The 17,863-nt window shown below is 63.2% G+C and carries 15 protein-coding genes and 1 other RNA gene; 11 read left to right on the top strand and 5 right to left on the bottom strand.

Annotated features, from left to right (window positions below; genetic code table 11):
* Window positions 1-255 precede the first annotated feature (255 nt).
* Window positions 256-1,056, bottom strand: coding sequence for a glycoside hydrolase family 25 protein (locus JT360_RS02125; protein WP_214469836.1), 801 nt, complete (start codon window positions 1,054-1,056; stop codon window positions 256-258).
* Between the two features lie 279 nt (window positions 1,057-1,335).
* Between JT360_RS02125 and JT360_RS02120 the strand changes: the two genes are divergently transcribed.
* Window positions 1,336-2,715 (top strand): serine hydrolase domain-containing protein, encoded by a 1,380-nt coding sequence (locus JT360_RS02120; RefSeq protein ID WP_214469835.1) that lies wholly within the window; start codon window positions 1,336-1,338, stop codon window positions 2,713-2,715.
* Between the two features lie 58 nt (window positions 2,716-2,773).
* Here JT360_RS02120 and JT360_RS02115 read toward each other — a convergent pair whose 3' ends face one another.
* From JT360_RS02115 to JT360_RS02105, 3 genes are all read right to left on the bottom strand, one after another.
* Complete coding sequence (locus tag JT360_RS02115; RefSeq protein WP_214469834.1) at window positions 2,774-3,496, bottom strand: class I SAM-dependent methyltransferase; 723 nt, start codon at window positions 3,494-3,496, stop codon at window positions 2,774-2,776.
* A complete protein-coding gene (locus tag JT360_RS02110) occupies window positions 3,493-4,791 on the bottom strand; it encodes a BtaA family protein (RefSeq protein WP_214469833.1) in 1,299 nt (432 codons plus the stop codon). Before JT360_RS02110 ends, JT360_RS02115 begins: the two co-directional genes overlap by 4 nt.
* 158 nt (window positions 4,792-4,949) lie before the next feature.
* Window positions 4,950-8,822: a hydantoinase B/oxoprolinase family protein gene (locus JT360_RS02105; RefSeq protein ID WP_214469832.1), complete on the bottom strand. Its 3,873-nt coding sequence runs from the start codon at window positions 8,820-8,822 to the stop codon at window positions 4,950-4,952.
* A gap of 181 nt (window positions 8,823-9,003) precedes the next feature.
* Here JT360_RS02105 and JT360_RS02100 point away from each other — a divergent pair, with 181 nt between their 5' ends.
* The 6 genes from JT360_RS02100 to JT360_RS02075 all read left to right on the top strand — a co-directional run bounded on the left by JT360_RS02100 (window position 9,004) and on the right by JT360_RS02075 (window position 12,710).
* Window positions 9,004-9,216, top strand: coding sequence for a hypothetical protein (locus JT360_RS02100; protein WP_214469831.1), 213 nt, complete (start codon window positions 9,004-9,006; stop codon window positions 9,214-9,216).
* A gap of 162 nt (window positions 9,217-9,378) precedes the next feature.
* Window positions 9,379-10,098 (top strand): J domain-containing protein, encoded by a 720-nt coding sequence (locus JT360_RS02095; protein ID WP_214469830.1) that lies wholly within the window; start codon window positions 9,379-9,381, stop codon window positions 10,096-10,098.
* Window positions 10,095-10,850: a peptidoglycan recognition protein family protein gene (locus tag JT360_RS02090; RefSeq protein ID WP_214469829.1), complete on the top strand. Its 756-nt coding sequence runs from the start codon at window positions 10,095-10,097 to the stop codon at window positions 10,848-10,850. The genes JT360_RS02095 and JT360_RS02090 overlap by 4 nt, the downstream gene beginning before the upstream one ends.
* A 212-nt stretch (window positions 10,851-11,062) precedes the next feature.
* Window positions 11,063-11,782 (top strand): lytic transglycosylase domain-containing protein, encoded by a 720-nt coding sequence (locus JT360_RS02085; protein ID WP_214469828.1) that lies wholly within the window; start codon window positions 11,063-11,065, stop codon window positions 11,780-11,782.
* A gap of 65 nt (window positions 11,783-11,847) precedes the next feature.
* Window positions 11,848-12,257: RNase P RNA component class A (gene rnpB / locus JT360_RS02080), an RNA gene on the top strand.
* Between the two features lie 168 nt (window positions 12,258-12,425).
* Entirely contained in the window at window positions 12,426-12,710 is a 285-nt protein-coding gene (locus JT360_RS02075; RefSeq protein WP_250888568.1) for a type II toxin-antitoxin system ParD family antitoxin, read from the top strand.
* Window positions 12,711-12,746: 36 nt separating this feature from the next.
* Here the strand turns inward: JT360_RS02075 and JT360_RS02070 are convergent, their stop codons facing one another.
* A complete protein-coding gene (locus JT360_RS02070; protein WP_214469827.1) occupies window positions 12,747-13,862 on the bottom strand; it encodes a cystathionine gamma-lyase in 1,116 nt (371 codons plus the stop codon).
* 410 nt (window positions 13,863-14,272) lie between these two features.
* On the opposite strand from JT360_RS02070, the gene mraZ reads away from it, so the two are divergent.
* Genes mraZ through JT360_RS02050 form a run of 4 tightly spaced genes read left to right on the top strand, consistent with a single transcriptional unit; the run spans window position 14,273 to window position 17,850 of the window.
* A complete protein-coding gene (gene mraZ / locus JT360_RS02065; RefSeq protein WP_214469826.1) occupies window positions 14,273-14,731 on the top strand; it encodes a division/cell wall cluster transcriptional repressor MraZ in 459 nt (152 codons plus the stop codon).
* On the top strand, window positions 14,728-15,744 hold the full coding sequence (gene rsmH, locus JT360_RS02060) for a 16S rRNA (cytosine(1402)-N(4))-methyltransferase RsmH (protein WP_214469825.1): 1,017 nt from the start codon (window positions 14,728-14,730) through the stop codon (window positions 15,742-15,744). The genes mraZ and rsmH overlap by 4 nt, the downstream gene beginning before the upstream one ends.
* A gap of 4 nt (window positions 15,745-15,748) precedes the next feature.
* Complete coding sequence (ftsL, locus tag JT360_RS02055) at window positions 15,749-16,144, top strand: cell division protein FtsL (RefSeq protein WP_214469824.1); 396 nt, start codon at window positions 15,749-15,751, stop codon at window positions 16,142-16,144.
* A complete protein-coding gene (locus JT360_RS02050) occupies window positions 16,141-17,850 on the top strand; it encodes a peptidoglycan D,D-transpeptidase FtsI family protein (protein ID WP_214469823.1) in 1,710 nt (569 codons plus the stop codon). The genes ftsL and JT360_RS02050 overlap by 4 nt, the downstream gene beginning before the upstream one ends.
* Window positions 17,851-17,863: the final 13 nt, after the last annotated feature.

Below are 17,863 nucleotides of genomic sequence, written 5' to 3'. Positions count from 1 at the left end.
GCTCCGCTGCCGTTGAACCGGTGTCAACGGGTGTTCTGCAGGAGCAACTCGGTCCAGGGCTTCGCTGCCGTTGAACCGGTGTCAACGGGTGTTCTGCAGGAGCAACTCGGTCCAGGGCTTCGCCGCCGTTGAAACGGTTTCAACGGGTGTTCTGCAAGAGCAACTCGGTCCAGGGCTTCGCCGCCGTTGAAACGGTTTCAACGGGTGTTCTGCAAGAGCAACTCGGTCCAGGCTTCGCTGCCGTTGAAACTGATATCAACGGGTGTTCTGCCGCAGCCACTTATTCCAGGCAGTCTCGCTGCCGTTGAAGACGTTGATGTCGGACTTGCCCGTCATGCCGGGGACGATGCCGGTTCCGGTGTACTGCCAGAACGCGAAGGGATGGCTGCCATACTTTTCGCGGGGGTGGCCGGCAACGGAACGCAGCCAGTAGGGGTAGCCGCGGAAGGTCGACAGCTCGTTGTCGTCGAAGAAGTCGACCGAGGTGTAGATGATCGGCTTCTTGCCATAATGCCGCTCGACGATCTCGAGGAAAATGGTCATCTCCGCGCGCACCGTGGCGGCGTCCGGCCGCAGCCTGCAGGTCGGCGAATTCGGGTTCCACTCCATGTCGAGTACCGGCGGCATCGCCGAGCGGTCGACGGGAACATTCTGGATGAACCAGCGCGCCTGCTGGGCGGCGGGGGTACAGAAATAGAAGAAATGATAGGCGGCGCGCGGAACGCCAGCGGCTTTCGTGCGTGCCCAATGCTCGCTGAAATAGTCATCGAAGCGATCGCCGCCCTCTGTGGCTTTGATGAAGGCGAAGGAAATGCCGCTCGCCTTGGCCGCCGGCCAGTCGACCGAGGTCTGGTACTTGGACACGTCGGTGCCGTGAACGGCATAGTTCCATGGCGCGCCGCTGTCCCATTCATGCGGCTTGGAATCGCCGAAGCGCGGCGCGCGCACAGCCACCATCGGACTGCTGGAGGCCGACGGCGACAGCGGCGACAGATCGTCCACGGTCGAGCAGGCGCCAAGCAGCGTCAGCATGAAAAGAGCCGCAAGACGGCGCATCACAACTCCCGAGCCGGAATCAGCCGGTCGCTGATGGGTCTGTGCACCGATGGCCGGAATGGCCCCCTCCGAGCGTCGCCCCACAGCATCGCCCAGTATCCTCACTTTCGTCCATGTCGTTGTCGCAAAATCGCTGCGCACCTTGGACGACATGCATCCCTGTGATCGCCGATCATAGTTGATAATCCGTTGATGGCGCTCGACAAGAGCTACGATTTTGCCGAAGCAATGGCGGCAAATCGATGACATAAGGGCGGGCGAGAGCCCGGGAGGCAACACATGCGGATCGGTGTCAAGATCGTCAAATGGCTGCTTGGCCTGGCCGTTCTGGCAGTCGCCGCCCTGTTTGCCTGGCTCTATGTCGCGCCGCCCGAATTGATCCGCGTTGGCTCGGGCTATTCGGCCAAGATCGTCTGTTCCAATGTCTTCATCGCCGGGCGCGACCCCTATGAAGTGCTTGCGGTCGACGTGCAGGCTCCCGGACACCCGCTGCTGCGGCTGATGCGTATTTCGGTCGACAAGAACCGGGGAACGGTGTCTGCGGGCCTGCTCGGTTTCCTCGGCAAGAGCGTCGCCGTCGCCCGCGACGGGCTGGGTTGCGCTTCGGTGCCCGACGGCGATGTCGGCAAGGCGCGGCGCACGACGGTCCATGCGCAACCCGCTGCGACCAGTCAGGATACGCTGTGGCCCGAAGGCGAACGGGTGGATGCATCGCAGGATCCGGTGGTTGCAAAGCTGCTGGACGATGCGGCGCTGATCGGCTCCGGCATGCGCGCGATCGTCGTGGTCAAGAACGGTCGCATCGTCGCCGAACGCTACGGCGACGGTTTTTCGGCCAAGACGCCGCTGCTCGGCTGGTCGATGACCAAGACGGTGAACGCCGCCATCGTCGGCACGCTGATCAAGGACGGCAAGATGGCGGCCGACAACAAAGGCCTGTTCGCGCCGTGGAAGAAGGACGACCGCGCCGCGATCAGCCTTGCCGACATGATGTCGATGTCGAGCGGGCTGGAGTTCAACGAGTATTATGGCGACGTCGCCGACGTCACGCGCATGCTCTATCTCGAGCCAGACATGGCGGGCTTTGCCCAGTCAAAGCCGCTGACCGGTGAAGCCGGCAAGGTGTTTTCCTATTCGAGCGGGACGGCGGTGATGCTGTCGCGTCTGTGGCAGGACGCGATCGGCGACAAGGCCAAGGCGCTGACATGGCCGCGCACGGCGCTGTTCGAGCCGCTCGGCATGCACAGCGCCGTGCTCGAAACCGACGAACAGGGCACTTTTGTCGGCTCGTCCTATCTCTACGCCACCGCGCATGACTGGGCCCGCTTCGGCCAGTTCCTGCTGCAAGGCGGCGTCTGGAACGGCAACCAGATCCTGCCGGCCGGCTTCGTCGACTGGATGCGGGAGCCGGCATCCGCCTCGAAAGTCTACGGCATGGGCCAAGTGTGGATCGAGGCACCGGGCGACGAAGAAAAGCCAGGCGCCGGCGTCGCCGCCGGCCTGCCCAAGGACACCTACTGGATGGAAGGGCATGATGGGCAGACCGTCGCCGTCATTCCGTCCGAGCAATTGGTGATTGTGCGGCTGGGACTGACCCCGGCCAAGCTCGGTTATCGGCCGCAGACGATGGTGGGGGCGCTGGTGAAGGCGTTGCATTAGCTCCCTTTACCCTCCCCTTGATGGGGAGGGTCGGCGCGTAGCGCCGGGGTGGGGTGCCTTAGCGCTTCACCCCCACCCGCGCCTTCGGCGCGACCTCCCCCATCAAGGGGGAGGTGAGGTTGAGCGGCCCGATCACCGCCAGCCACGCATAACCGCGATAAAGCGTGCGGCAACGGAAGGTTGCGCCGGTTCTCCGAGATTCGGATTCCAGAACCTCGCGCAACGTTTCACGCGGCGCGACGTGAAATTTTCTGAGCCAGCCGCGCAGCAAGGTCCGGAACCAGCCCGGCAGGCCCTCCTGCTGGCCGAAATCGACGACATGCAGCGAACCGCCGGGGGCCAAGGCCGCCAGGGCAGCCGACACCGTCTTCTCCCAGCCGGGGATCATCGACAGCGAGTAGGACACGAAGATGCGGTCGAACCGTTCGATGCCGTAAAGGGCGGCGGCATCGAAATCGGTGGCGTCGCCTCTTGCCAGCACAACACGGCTGGACAGGCCTTCGCGGCCGATCGCCGTGCCTGCCGTCTCTAGCATCTCGGCCGAGATGTCGAGCCCGAAGAAGCGGGCGTCGGGGTAGTGGCGGGCGGCGAGGATGATGTTGCGTCCGGTGCCGCAGCCAAGTTCAAGCACGCTGCCGCCTGCCGGCACATCGAGATCTGATATCAGCCGGTCGCGGCCGAGCAGATAGTATTTGCGCGTCAGATCGTAGATGTGGCGCTGCCAGCGGTAGACGCCGTCCATCAGTTCGGCATGGCTGGCCGGCAGTTCGGTCGTGCTCATGCCGCGCGCTTCACATAGAGGTGGAAGCCGCCATAGATGGCGGAACGGTCGCGGGCCGAGAAGTCGCGCGACGCTTCGGTTTGATAGTCCCATTGGTCGAGCAGCGAGGTCGAGACGCGGCCCGGGAGCAGGCTGGGTTCCGCGGCGGTGCGGAAGATGACGCGGGAGCCGGCGGAGGCCGTGCGGGTGATTTCCGACCACAGCGCATTGAGCTGGTCGTCGGTCATCCAGTCCTGCGCGTCGAGCAGGACGAAACGGTCGACGCTGCCGGCATCCTTGCCGGCCAGGAACTCGATCAGATTGGCGTGGTGGATGGCGACTCGGTCGATATTGCCGCGGATGGTGTCGTAGTTCTGCTTTTCCAGATAGGCGGGCAGGGCGGCCTCGCCGGGTTCGGGATAGCGGCGGGCAAAGGCTTGCCAGGCGAAATAATTGTTCTGCAATGGAAAATCGCAGGCGAGCTTTTCCAGCCGGGCCTTCAGCACGCTGGCCATGGTGCCGTCGCCGGAGGTGATCAGGGAATCATACTGCGCCGGCGGAATGCCGAGACCGAACAGCGAGGCCTTGCGCGAGGTCGCCCATTTCAGAAGCTTCTTGTCGAAGGCGGGGGCCAGTTCCTCATCGAAGAAGCGGCGCTGTTCGCCGATGTCGCGGGCCTGCATAATGCCGGCGGGATCGACGCCGAAGAATTTCGCCGTGCGGTGGCCCATGGCGATGAACAGGCCGAGCAGGCCGGTCTGGTAGAAATTGCGGTCGAAAACACCGATGCGCCTGACACCGCGCCAATTGCGGCGCTCCCAATAGTGGCGACTGACCGGATCGAGATGCGGTGCGATGAACCGGTCATAGGCTTGCGAATTGTGGCTGGTGTCGGCTGCGCCGAAGAAGCGGAACAGGTCGCCTTGCGAGGGCAGGCGGCGCACCGCTTCCAGCTTCATGCGGTTCAGCGCGATGTGGGCGGCGTTGAGATCGACCGCGTCGATCCGGGCCGGAGAGCGGGTCAGGTAAGCCAGGATGTTGCAGCCGCCTGAGGCGATTGTGACGATGCGGTGGCCGGCGCCGAGCTGCATGGCGTCCATGTCGACATCGGGGTCTTCCCAGATCTGCGGATAGACGAGGCCGGAAAACAGGAAGGCGAACAGCCGCTCGGAGATGCCGGCTTTCGAAAGCGCGCGGTTCTGGTAGACGGCCTTTCCAACTTCCTTGCCGCGGCGAAAAACCAGATCTGCGGAGACGTCCGTCATGGCAAGGTGATTCCCCATTTGCTTTGCGGCAAGCGGGTAACCCAGGGTCATGACAGGCCGGTGACAGTCGGAAGCATCGATAATTCTACTGCGGCGGCCATCTGACGCGGCTTTCTGCGCTTCCGGTGCTCACGGACTTAATGTCCGCTCCGCTCCGGTACTCGAAAGCCACGTCACCTGACTCGCCGCAGCGAATTCTCGAAGCCTCCTCAGGCGCGGCCAAACCCGCCCGGCGTCGGCGTCGTCAGGATGACGGCTTCGCCGGCGTCGAGAACGGTCTGGTCGCAGGCTTTCAGCACGTCGATGACGCCATCCTTGCGGCGAACCTTGGTGGAGCCGACCTCGCCGTCGCCGCCGCCGTCGAGACCTTGCGGCGGGCGGTTGCGGTGCGAGGACAGGATCGCGCACTCCATCTTTTCCAGGAAGCGGATAGTGCGTTTGGTGCCGTCGCCGGCATTCCATTTGCCCTTGCCGCCGGATCCCTGGCGGATGTGGAAATCCTCGAGCACCACCGGGAAGCGCAGTTCCAGCACTTCCGGATCGGTGAGGCGCGAATTGGTCATGTGGGTATGGACGCCTGAGGTGCCGGCAAAGCCGCGGCCGGAATTCATCCGCCCGGCCGGCGAGCCGGAACAGATCGTCTCGTAGTACTGATACTTCTTGTTGCCGAAGGTCAGGTTGTTCATCGTTCCCTGCGCATTGGCCATGCCGCCCATGGCACCGAACAGCGCATTGGTGACGTGCTGCGAGGTCTCGACATTGCCGGCGACGACGGCGGCAGGGTAGGCCGGCTTCAGCATACAGCCATCAGGGATGACGATGTTGATCGGGCGCAGGCATCCGGCATTCATCGGGATCATGTCCTCGACCATGACCCGGAAGGCGTAGAGGACCGCGGCACGGGCAACGGGCTCCGGTGCGTTGAAATTGTTCTTCATGACAGGCGACGTGCCGGTGAAGTCGACCGTCGCTTCGCGCTTCTGTCGGTCGACCGATATCTTCACCTTGATGACCTGGCCGGTATCGGTCGGATATTCATAGGCCGATGTGTCCGGCAGCCGCTCCAGCACGCGCCGCACGCTTTCGGCGGCATTGTCCTGGACGTGGCCCATATAGGCCTCGACGACATCGAGGCCGAAATGCGCGACCATCTTGCGCAACTCGGCGACGCCTTTCTCGTTGGCGGCTATCTGTGCCTTGAGGTCGGCGATGTTCTGATGCGGATTGCGGGCGGGGTAACGGTGGTCTGTTAGCAGCGTCTCAAGCTCCTTCTCGCGGAAGCGGCCACGGTCGACGATACGGAAATTGTCGAACAGCACGCCTTCCTCGTCGACGGTGGTGGCGAGCGGCGTCATCGAGCCGGGCGCGGTGCCGCCGATATCGGCGTGATGGCCGCGCGAGGCAACGTAGAACAGGATTTCCTCCCCCCTCGAGGGGGAGGTGCCGCCGAAGGCGGCGGAGGGGGTCGCCAAGGCAGTGCTCGACGTTCTTGCGGTGCCTTCTGAGAGGACCCCACCCGGCCGCTGCGCGGCCACCCTCCCCTCAAGGGGGAGGGAAAACACCGGCGTCACCACGGTGATATCTGGCAGATGCGTGCCGCCATTGTAAGGGGCGTTCAAGGCAAAGACGTCGCCGGGGTGGATGTCGCCTGAGTTCAGCCGGATGATGGTTTCGACCGAGCGGTCCATGGAGCCCAGATGCACCGGCATGTGCGGCGCGTTGGCGACCAGCGCCCCGGTGTGGTCGAAGACGGCACAGGAAAAATCCAGCCTTTCCTTGATGTTGACGGAGTAGGCGGTGTTCTGCAGCGTCACGCCCATCTGCTCGGCAATGGACATGAAAAGGTTGTTGAAGACCTCCAGCATCACGGGATCGGCTTCGGTGCCAAGGGCGGCGGCGCGCGCTTTCCTTTCCGTGCGGCGGATCCCGACGTGATTGAGGCTGGTGATTTCGGCACGCCAGCCCGGTTCGACGACGATGGTCTGGTTCGGCTCGATGATCAGGGCAGGGCCAGCCACCAGATGGGACGGGCGCAGGTCTTCGCGACGGTAGACACCGGCCTCATGCCACTGGCCTTCCGTGTAGATACGCCGGGTTTGTGAGGCGCCTGATTTGACGCTCGCAGGTCCGGCAGGCGCGTAGGCTTCGGCGCTGTTCTCGCTGATTTCGGTGCCTTCGACGCCGACCGTCTCGACGATCATCGGCTTGTCGTCATAGACGAAACCGAACTGCGCCTTGTGGGCGATCTCGAAATCGCGCTTTGCCTGGAAAATCGAGTCGGTTTCGAAATTGACCGGCAGGGTCGTGTCGGTGCCGTCATAGCGAATGTGCAGCACGGGCCTGGCGGCAACCGCATCCTCGGCGATGCCTTGCGCCGCAAGCTCGGCGATGACGGCTTTTCTCAAGCTGGCAATGAGGCTGCCGATCTCCGTTCGGGACTCTTCGGCAAGCGGCTTGAGCAATGCCTGCTGGCGCGACGCAAAGACCGAGGCCAGGCCGATGCCATAGGCCGAAAGCAGCCCGGAGAAGGGGTGGATCAGCACAGCTTCCATACCGAGCGCGTCGGCGACCAGGCATGCGTGCTGGCCGCCGGCGCCGCCGAAGCAATTCAAGAGATATTCGGTGACATCGTAGCCGCGTTGCACTGAAATCTTCTTGATGGCGTTGGCCATGTTTTCGACGGCGATGGTGACGAAGCCCTCTGCAACCGCTTCCGGCGAGCGACCGTCGCCGATTTCGGCGGCCAGTGCCGCGAATTTTGCACGCACGGTCTCGACATCGAGCGGCTGGTCCTGGCCAGACCCAAAAATCGCCGGGAAGAAATCGGGCTGCAGCTTGCCAAGCATGACGTTGGCGTCGGTGACGGCCAGCGGGCCGCCGCGCCGGTAGGCGGCGGGACCGGGATTGGCGCCGGCGGAGTCCGGGCCGGCGCGAAAACGGCCGGCCTCGTAATGCAGGATCGAACCGCCGCCGGCGGCGACGGTGTGGATGCGCATCATCGGGGCGCGGACCCGCACGCCGGCGACTTCGGTGTCGAAGGCCCGCTCATACTCGCCATCATAATGGGCGACGTCGGTCGAGGTGCCGCCCATGTCGAAGCCGATGACTTTCTCGAAACCGGCGAGCTTCGCCGTCTCGACCATGCCGACGACGCCGCCAGCGGGCCCCGACAGCAGCGCATCCTTGCCCTGGAACATGTCGGCGGCGGTGAGCCCGCCTGAGGACATCATGAACATGAGGTGGGGGCTTTCCCTCCCCCTCGAGGGGAGGGTGGCGGCAAAGCCGCCGGGTGGGGTCGGATCGACCGGTCTCGACGTTCTGGCGGTGCCTTCTGAGATGACCCCCTCTGACCGCTTCGCGGCCATCTCCCCCTCAAGGGGGGAGAGGACGCCGAGCTCCTGCCCAACCCTTTGCACATAGCGCGACAGGATCGGCGACAGATAGGCGTCGACCACGGTGGTGTCGCCGCGGCCGACCAGCTTGATCAGCGGCGAGACCTCGTGGCTGACCGAAACCTGGCTGAAGCCCAGCTTGCGGCAGACCTTCGCCACCGCCTTTTCATGATCGGGATATTTCCAGGCATGCATGAAGACGATTGCCACGGCGTCGATGCCGTCGGCTTTCGCCTGCTCGATCGCCGGCCGGCAAGCGGCAATGTCGAGCAACCTTTCGACACAGCCATCGGCAAGCACACGCTCGTCGACCTCGATGACGCGCTCATAGAGCTGTTCGGGAAGGATGATCTCCTTGGCGAAAATATCGGGCCGCGCCTGGTAGGCGATCCTGAGCGCATCGCGGAAACCCTTGGTGATAAGCAAAAGCACGCGGTCGCCCTTGCGCTCCAGCAGCGCGTTGGTGGCGACCGTGGTGCCCATCTTGATGTCGCCGATCAGACCGGAAGGGATCGCGGCGCCGGCTTCAAGGCCGAGAAGGTCTCGAATGCCCTGGATGGCGGCATCGGCATAGGCCTCGGGGTTTTCCGAAAGGAGCTTGCGCGGATGCAGCTCGCCCTGCGGGTCACGGCCGATGACATCGGTGAAGGTGCCGCCGCGATCGATCCAGAAATCCCATTTCGCGGTCATGGCGGCTGTCTCCGGTATTTTTTCGTTTCCAGATCCGTTGTTAATGCGCCAAGGCACCGGCAGCAACGCATCCCGTTGATGTTACATGCGGAAACGCAACGTTACGAAACTCATGGCCGCGTGATGCATTTCCCCTGCGACCGTTCACCGCAATGTGAGCGTGTGTTGAAGGAGAGATGTCATGAAAAAGCTCATTCTGGCTTCCGTGTCCGCCCTTGCCCTGCTGGGCGTCGCGGCCTGCAGCAATAACGGCACGGGCACGGACAACACCACCACGCAGAGCACAAATCCGCCGCCCGCTGAGCAGCCGATGAAGCCTGCGGCCCCGACCAACAATTCGACCAAGCCGGCCGAGCCGGCTCCGGCAACGCCTCCTGCTGCGCCCGCGAAGTAGTTTGAAGCAGTAAGTGCCTTGGGAGGAAAGGGCCGGCGTCTCGCCGGCCTTTTCTTTTGATCCATGTCGTTCTTCCAATCCGAGGTCACTTTTGGGCGACATGCATGGACAGCGGCCGTTATTGGCTTGATAGCGGGGACCGGTTCGCTTTAAGAAGCGGCCATGTCGATTTGGGACCGCCTCGGCGACTTCATCACACGGGTATCGTCTTCAACGACGTCGGGCGTTGCCGACGTAGTCGAGGCTGTGCGTACGGTGTTCTCCGGTGATGCCGATTTACGCCGCCGCGTAGCCTTCTCGGTGGCGATGATCGCGCTGTCGGCCAAGATGGCCAAGGCCGACGGCATCGTCACCCAGGATGAGGTGCGCGCCTTCCAGGAAATATTCGAAGTGCCGTCGAAGCAGACGCGCAATGTGGCGCGGCTGTTCGATCTCGCCCAGAAGGATGTGGCCGGGTTCGAGACCTATGCCGAGCGAATGGCGCAGCTGTGCGGCTCCGGGCATTCCAACTGCGTGATGCTGGAAGACATACTCGACGGTCTGTTCCACATCGCCAAGGCTGACGGGCTGGTGCATGAGCGCGAGGGCATTTTCCTGCATCGTATTGCCGAGATTTTCCGCATCGACGAGACGCATTACCAAAGCATCCTGGCACGGCACGTGAATCTCGGGGCCGGTGACCCCTATCTCGTGCTCGGTATCGAGCGCGGCAAGCCGTTCGAGGAAGTCAGGAAGCGTTACCGAAAGCTGGTTTCCGACAACCATCCCGACCGGCTGATCGCGCGCGGCCTGCCACAGGAATTCATCAAGATCGCGACGACCAGGGTCGCGGCGATCAATGCCGCCTATGAGATGATCGAGCGGGGCCTGCGGCACGCATGAGCGGCTTCCTGCCCGACGAGTCGAGCGCCGAGGTCAGGGTATCGCCGAATTTCGGGCCAAGGCGCGACACGCTGAAACCCGACATGATCGTGCTGCACTATACCGGCATGGCCACAGCAGCCGGGGCGGAGGCTTGGCTGTGCGATCCAGCGAGCGAAGTCTCATCGCACTATCTCGTGCATGAGAATGGCCATATCGTGCAGATGGTCAGGGAAAGCGACCGCGCCTGGCACGCCGGCAAAAGTTCCTGGTTCGGACGCACCGACATCAACTCCTGCTCGATCGGCATCGAGGTCGTCAATCCAGGGCATTCGTTGGGCTATACCGGGTTTCCCCGGCGCCAGATCGATGCGGTGATCGGCCTCTGCAAAGGGATTGCCCAACGACATGCGATCCCCGCCAAGCGGGTGCTGGCGCATTCGGACGTGGCACCGGGGCGCAAGATCGATCCAGGCGAAAAGTTCCCGTGGGCAAAGCTGTTCGAGGCCGGCGTCGGTCATCTCGTGCCGGCCGCTCCCGTCAGGCGCGGAGGCGCGCTGAAGCCGGGCGACGGCGGTGCCGATGTCGAGGCGCTGCAGTCGATGCTGTCGCTCTATGGCTATGGTGTCGAGATATCGGGCATTTTCGACCATCAGACGCGGATTGTCGTCGAGGCCTTCCAACGGCATTTCCGGCCGCGCCTTATCGATGGGCTGGCCGACGGCTCGACGATGCGAACGCTGCAAAGATTGCTTGCCGCCGCGAGCCGGTGACCTCAGGTCAAGGCACTGCCCAAGTAATCTTCTTGCATTGTCAGGTTACAAACTGTCACTCAAAGTGACTTGCCCCGCCTTCATTGACGCCAATTCGGCCTTCAAAGGGCAATTCGTACAGTTTGTCGGATCTTCAACCCCCCGAATGTTCCGACATTAATCAAGCAGTACCGCGCGAAAATCTTCGCGCGGTCCCAACAGAACAGGATCACATGCAGAAATTGACCGTTGTAACGGCAGCTCTTGCTGCCGGCGTAATGACTTTTGCCTTCAGTGCGGCTGACGCCGCGCCGTTCAGCCCACGGGCCGATCAGGGGTTCGTCACGGTAACCGCCAAGAGCAAGGCCATTTCGACCAAAAGCAGCAGGAGTGTGAAGGCGACGGCGAAGCAGGCTTCCGCGAAGGTGGAAAAGGCAAGCTGGACCAAGGCGAAGAAATCCGCTGGCAAAAGGCAGGCGAAGCGCGGCCGCAAAACCATCGACATGGGGACAACGGCATCGATCGGTCTCGGGAATGTTGCCGCGTCGACGACTACGGTGGCAAGCGACGGCCAATATTCAGCGATCGTCGCCCGCTATGCGGCGAGTTACGGCGTCCCGGCTTCACTGGCTCATGCGGTCATCAAGATCGAGAGCAATTATCGGCCGAACATGGTCGGCGGCGCCGGCGAGATCGGCCTGATGCAGATCAAGCCGGCGACGGCACGGATGATGGGCTACAATGGCTCGGCCAAGGGCCTGTTCGATCCCGACACCAACATCAAATACGGCATGAAGTATCTTGCCATGGCACGAGATCTCGGCGGCGGCACCACCTGCGGCACGATCCTGAAGTACAATGCCGGCCATGGCGCGACGCGGATGAACCCGGTGTCGGCTGCCTATTGCAGCAAGGTCAAGGTGCAGATGGCGGCGGTCGGGGCGCCTGCGTGAGAAGAGCTGCCCGCAACCGGCTTTTTCGATTGCGTTTTCTCGGCTGAACCCCTTTATACGCCTTGCCAGCTGGCTGGGCGGCCGCACTCGCAAACGCCGAAAGGTCGCGAGTGAGGAAAGTCCGGGCTCCATGGAGACACGGTGCCGGTTAATGACCGGCGGGGGCGACCCCAGGGAAAGTGCCACAGAAAGCAAACCGCCACGATCCGGCTTGCCGGATTCGGGGCAAGGGTGAAAGGGTGGGGTAAGAGCCCACCGCGCGACTGGCAACAGGAGCGGCACGGTAAACCCCACCGGGAGCAAGACCGAATAGGGGCGGTGCGAGGGGAAACCCTCGAGGGCTGTTTCCGGCTCACCGCCCGGGTAGGTTGCGTGAGGCGCATGGCAACATGCGCCCAAGATGAATGGCCGCCACGTTCTCGTCCCGCAAGGGGCGAGGGCCATACAGAACCCGGCTTACAGGCCAGCTGGCAGTTTTCCGCGATAGAAAGATCCTTTGAGATCAGCAGGTTGCGCCCTCGGGCGCGCCTGCCGATTCAAGCATTGTCCGGCCGTCCGCCGGTCAAGCCGGGAACTGGCCGCGGCTTGAAGATGGTGCGATTAAATCGTACCTTTGGTTCGAGAACCACGTCGGGAGCCTATCATGGGACAAGTCGACAAACGCAGCATCACACTGTCGCCGGAACTGGCGCAAGCGGTGGACGATGTGGTTGCCGCCGGCGAATATGCCTCTGCTAGCGAGGTCATCCGCGACGCGCTCAGGCAATGGAAGGACCGCCGCGACCTGCTCGGCTATACCGTCGAGGAATTGCGGAAGCTGGTACAGGAGGGGATCGACAGCGGGCCTGCTCAAGAGGGACCCCCGATTATCGAACGAGCGCGCGCGAGATATCTCCAAATGGCAGAGGCAAAAGGCTCTAAGAAGTGAAATGCCGCCTGCTTCCGCAAGCAGCGGTTGATCCAGTCAGCCGGTAATCCGGTCCAGCGATGCCTCGATCGCCTTCCAGAGTTCTTCCACTGGCTCACAGCCGACCGAGAGGCGCACAAAACCGGGCGCAACCGCATCGCCGCGCTTCAGGCGCCGCTCGGCCGAGGTGTGAACGCCGCCGAACGAGGTCGCCGCCTGCATCAGTTGGCAATTGTTGATGAAATCCTCGGCCTTGTCTTCCGACGCGAGCTCGAACGAGATGAGGAAGCCGAAGCGCTCCATCTGGGCGCGCGCAAGGTTGTGCGACGGGTCGCCTTCCAATCCGGGAAAGCGCAGACCGCTGACCGCCTTATGGCCCTGCAGCCGCCGCGCGATCACTTCCGCCGAAGAACACATGCGGTCGAAGCGCACGTCGAGCGTTTCCAGACCGCGATGCACCAGCCACGCTTCGAACGGTCCGGGGATGCTGCCGGATGTCTCGCGCCAGTCGGTCACGGCGACGATGATGTCCGCATTGCGGCTGGCGACATGGCCAAAGAGCACGTCGGAATGGCCATTGGGTGCCTTGGTGTCGGCAGCAACGACGATGTCGGCGCCGTGGTCGAGCGGGCGCTGGCCGAAGGGCGTCATCGTCGTGTTGTCGATCGCAAGCAGCGCGCCCGCTTTGTGAACCGCAGATGCGACTGCCGCTATGTCGCAGATATCCAGCCCAGGATTGGCGGGGGTTTCGACGAAGGCGAGACGATACCGTTCGAAGCCGCCATCAAGGAAGGACGAGGTCGGCCGGACATCGTAAGCGATGCCTAGCGGCTTCAGGAAGCGCTCGGCCAGTGCCCTTGTCGTGTGATAGCCGTCCGAAGGCAGCAGGATACGGTCACCGGTCTTGAGCATGGCGAAAAATACCGCCGAGATCGCAGCCATTCCGGAAGGAAAAGCCACGCAAGGTGCATCTTCCAGGTGGGCCAGCATATGCTCCACGGCATCCCAGGTCGGATTGCTGAACCGGCCGTACTGATCGTAGCCGGTGGCGTCTCCGGGCGCGTGGTAGATGGCGGCCATGGTCAGCGGCAGAGGGATCGGGTCGCCCTTGGCGAGCCCGCTGTTGCGTAGATGGGGAAGCGCTGCAGCGCGTCTGTTCGCCGATTCAGGCATCGATTTTCAAACCTTTGTGGTGACCTGGCGCATTTACCGAGACGCTATGCCCGGCAGCGCGCCCCAGCAAGCGGCGTCCGGTTGGGCCAAGCGGCTCTAAACGCTTCGTTAGGCTTAATAGACCATAAAGATGAGACGTGCCGTAACGGCTGCTCTCATCGGTCGCGGTGCGCGTGTTTGTGAATCCCATTCCCGTTGACGCCCATAGTGCCCCATGGTATCCCATTCCGACATCAAAGCCTTCGTTCCGCGTCAGGGTCAAGCGTACGCCAATCGGGCAGCCGCGGCGGCTGCGCGTTTGCCGCTTTTTGCCCGCGTGGACGAGCTGGATGCGGGGCAGGGAACGCGCTGCGGCGGCGCGTGCGACATAATGAAGAGGGGTGCGGCGGCGCAAGCGGCTGTAAGATGTGATGGACCGGTTTCTGTCGAACACGGTGAGCAGGATCGATGCGAAGGGGCGGGTATCCGTTCCTGCGCATTTCCGTGCCGTCGTGCAGAAGCGCGGCTATTCGGAACTCTACGCGCTGCGCTGCCTGGACCTGCCGGCGATGGATGTCGGCGGGCTCGATCTTCTCGATCGTTACGAGCAGCGCATCGCACAGGAAGACCCGTTCCTGCTGACAGCGGACGACATGTCGTTCTTCTGCCATGGCGATGGAACGTTCCTGAAACTCGACCAGGACGGCCGCATCACGATGAGCGATTTCATTCGCGAACATACCGGAATTTCGACGGAGGCGGCCTTTGTCGGCCGCGGCAATTTCTTTCAGATCTGGGAGCCGGAACGGCTTGCCGCCTACGGGGCGCAGGCGCGGACCAGGCTTTTGCAGCTTCGGCAGGGGACGAAGCTTGGGGAGCGACCGGAATGACGGCGGGCCACGGCGATGATATCCACGCCGTTGGCGGATCGGCCCGCCACATTCCGGTCCTCCTTGGCGAAGTGCTCGAGGCGCTGGCACCGGCGGAGGGCGACGTCATCATCGACGGCACGTTTGGCGCCGGCGGCTACACCAAGGCCATTCTGGCGACAGGCGCGTCTGTCGTCGCCATCGATCGTGATCCCGACGCCATCGCGGCCGGGCGTGACCTCGAGGCGCAATCGGGCGGCCGGCTGAGGCTGGTGCATGCGCCGTTCTCGACGCTGGACGAGCATGTCGAAAGCGCAGACGGGGTGGTGCTCGACATCGGCGTCTCCTCGATGCAGCTCGACCAGGCCGAGCGCGGCTTTTCGTTCCGCAACGACGGGCCGCTCGACATGCGCATGGCGCAGGCGGGCTTGAGCGCCGCCGATGTCGTCAACAGCTTCAAGCCCGGCGACCTTGCCCGCATTTTCGGCTTTCTCGGCGAGGAGCGTCACGCCGGCCGCATCGCCCGCATGATCGAGGCGCGTCGCGAAAAGCGGCCATTCGAGCGCACGCTGGAACTGGCCGATGCCATCGAGACGCATATCGGCCGCGCGCCGAAGGATAAGATCCACCCAGCCACCCGCGTCTTCCAGGCGCTGCGCATCTTCGTCAATGACGAGCTTGGCGAGTTGGCCAAGGCCTTGTTCGCGGCCGAACGCGCATTGAAGCCCGGCGGCCGGCTCGCCGTGGTGACGTTCCATTCGCTGGAAGACCGCATCGTCAAGCGCTTCATCGCCGACCGTGCCGACGCCATGACAGGGTCTCGCCACATGCCCGAGGCGCAGGCGCGCACGGCGACCTTCCGCAAGATTGGCGGCGGCGTGACACCAGGCGACGCCGAGATATCGGCCAATCCGCGCGCCCGCTCCGCCAGGCTGCGCGCGGCGATCCGCACCGAAGCGCCGGCGCGTGCCGGCGACTTTTCGATTTTCGGCCTTCCAAAGCTTCCGGGTATCGACCGGCCGGGGGAGAGGTAAGCACGTGTTCCGTACTAGCGACATTGTCCTGATCGCCGTCATGGTTTCGGCGGCGGCCCTGACCTACAAGACCAAGCGCGAGGCCGAGGACCAGTTGGCGGCGGTGCAGAAGATCCATACCCAGATACGTTACGAGGAGGAGACGATCGACCTGCTGAAGGCCGACTGGAGCCTGCTCACCCAGCCGTCGCGGCTGCAGAAGCTCGCCGAACTCTATAAGTCGCAGCTCGCACTCGAGCCGGTCAGCGGGCGCCAGATCGTGGGCTTGAGCGATCTGCCGGCCAAGGCTCTGGACATTCAGGACATCCTGAACGGACGCCAGGGCGGCATGGCCGACAATTCCGACAAAGCACCCTCGGACGGCAAGGATCCCGTCGTGACCGGAGGCATCGCCCAATGATCGGCAAACTGCTGAAGCGCCGCGCCGGAACCGGTGAAGACGGATCCATCGTCGTCGAGGGCGCCCGCAAGGCGACAGGCGGCAAGGGTAAGGCGCGCATCGTGATGACGATGGCGGTGTTCTTCGGCATCTTCTCGACCATTTCGGGGCGGCTGGTCTATCTCGGCTTCCAGACGCCTGACCTGTCGGGCGGCCCGCAGAGCCGCGTGACCGCTTCGCGGCCCGACATTGTCGACCGCAATGGCGAAGTGCTGGCGACCGACATCAAGACAGCGTCGCTGTTCGCAGAGCCGCGCCGCATCGTCGATGCCGACGAGGCGATCGAGAAACTGTCGACCGTGCTGCCCGAGATCGATTACGAGCAGACCTACCATAAGCTCAAGAGCGGCGCCGGCTTCGTCTGGCTGCAGCGGCAGCTGACGCCGAAGCAGCAGGCCGACATCATGCAACTCGGCATTCCCGGTTTCGGCTTTCGTACGGAGAAGCGGCGTTTCTATCCGAGCGGCGAAACCTCATCCTACGTTGTCGGCCTGACCAACATCGACAACCAGGGCATCTCCGGCATGGAGAAATATATCGACGAGCAGGGCCTGAGCGACCTGCAGGCGTCGGGCCTGGCGGTGGCCAAGGATCTCCAGCCGGTGAAGCTTTCGATCGATCTGCGCGTCCAGCATGTGGTGCGCGACGAGATCGCCGCCGGCCTGGAGCGCTATCGCGCCATTGGCGCTGGAGCCGTTGTGCTCAACGTCAAGACCGGCGAAGTGGTGGCCATGGCCTCGGTGCCCGATTTTGACCCGAACAATCCTTACAATGCACAGGAAAAGGATCGGCTGAACCGGATGTCGGCCGGGCTCTATGAGATGGGCTCGACCTTCAAGAGCTTCACCTCGGCCATGGCGCTCGATTCCGGCAAGGCGACGATGGCGAGCCGCTTCGACGCTTCGCATCCGATCCGGGTCGGCCATCAGGCCATTCACGATTTCCACGGCAAGAACCGTGTGCTGTCGTTGCCGGAGGTGTTCCTCTATTCGTCCAACATCGGGTCGGCCAGGGAGGCCGAGCTGGTCGGCATCGAGGGGCATCGCGAATTCCTGCATCGCCTTGGCATTTTGGAAAGGATGCAAACCGAACTGCCGGAAGTCGCCCGCCCGACTGAACCGAAGGTCTGGAAACAGGTCAATTCATTCACCATCGCCTTCGGCCATGGCGTGTCGACGACGCCGCTGCAAGCGGCTGTCGGCTGCGCGGCGCTGATGAATGGCGGCTACCTGATGAACCCCACCTTCCTGATCCGCACACAGGCGGAAGCGATGGCGGCGGCCAAAAAAGTGGTCAGCGAAAAAACGGTCGAAGGCATGCGCTACCTCTATACGCTCAATGCTGAAAAGGGCTCGGCCAGAAACGCCAGAGTCCCCGGCTACCGCGTCGGCGGCAAGACCGGAACGGCCGAGAAGGTCATCAACGGCCGTTACTCGAAGGAATTGAATTTCAACACCTTTGTCGCTGCCTTCCCGATGGACGATCCGCAATATCTCGTGTTCACGATCGCCGACGCCCCGCACCCCGAAAAGCCTGGCATGACAGACGTCGCGGCCTCGAATGCGGGGGTCATGGCCGGCAATATAATCAGGCGTTCCGCGGCCATGCTTGGCGTGAAGCCAGATTTCAGCCATGAAAATGGTGCAACGCTGGTTTCCTATCAGTGATTCTTGGGGCGCG

This window comes from Mesorhizobium sp. dw_380, from assembly GCF_018588885.1.
GTDB lineage: Bacteria > Pseudomonadota > Alphaproteobacteria > Rhizobiales > Rhizobiaceae > Mesorhizobium.
This window is presented reverse-complemented; position numbering and strand designations above follow the sequence as displayed.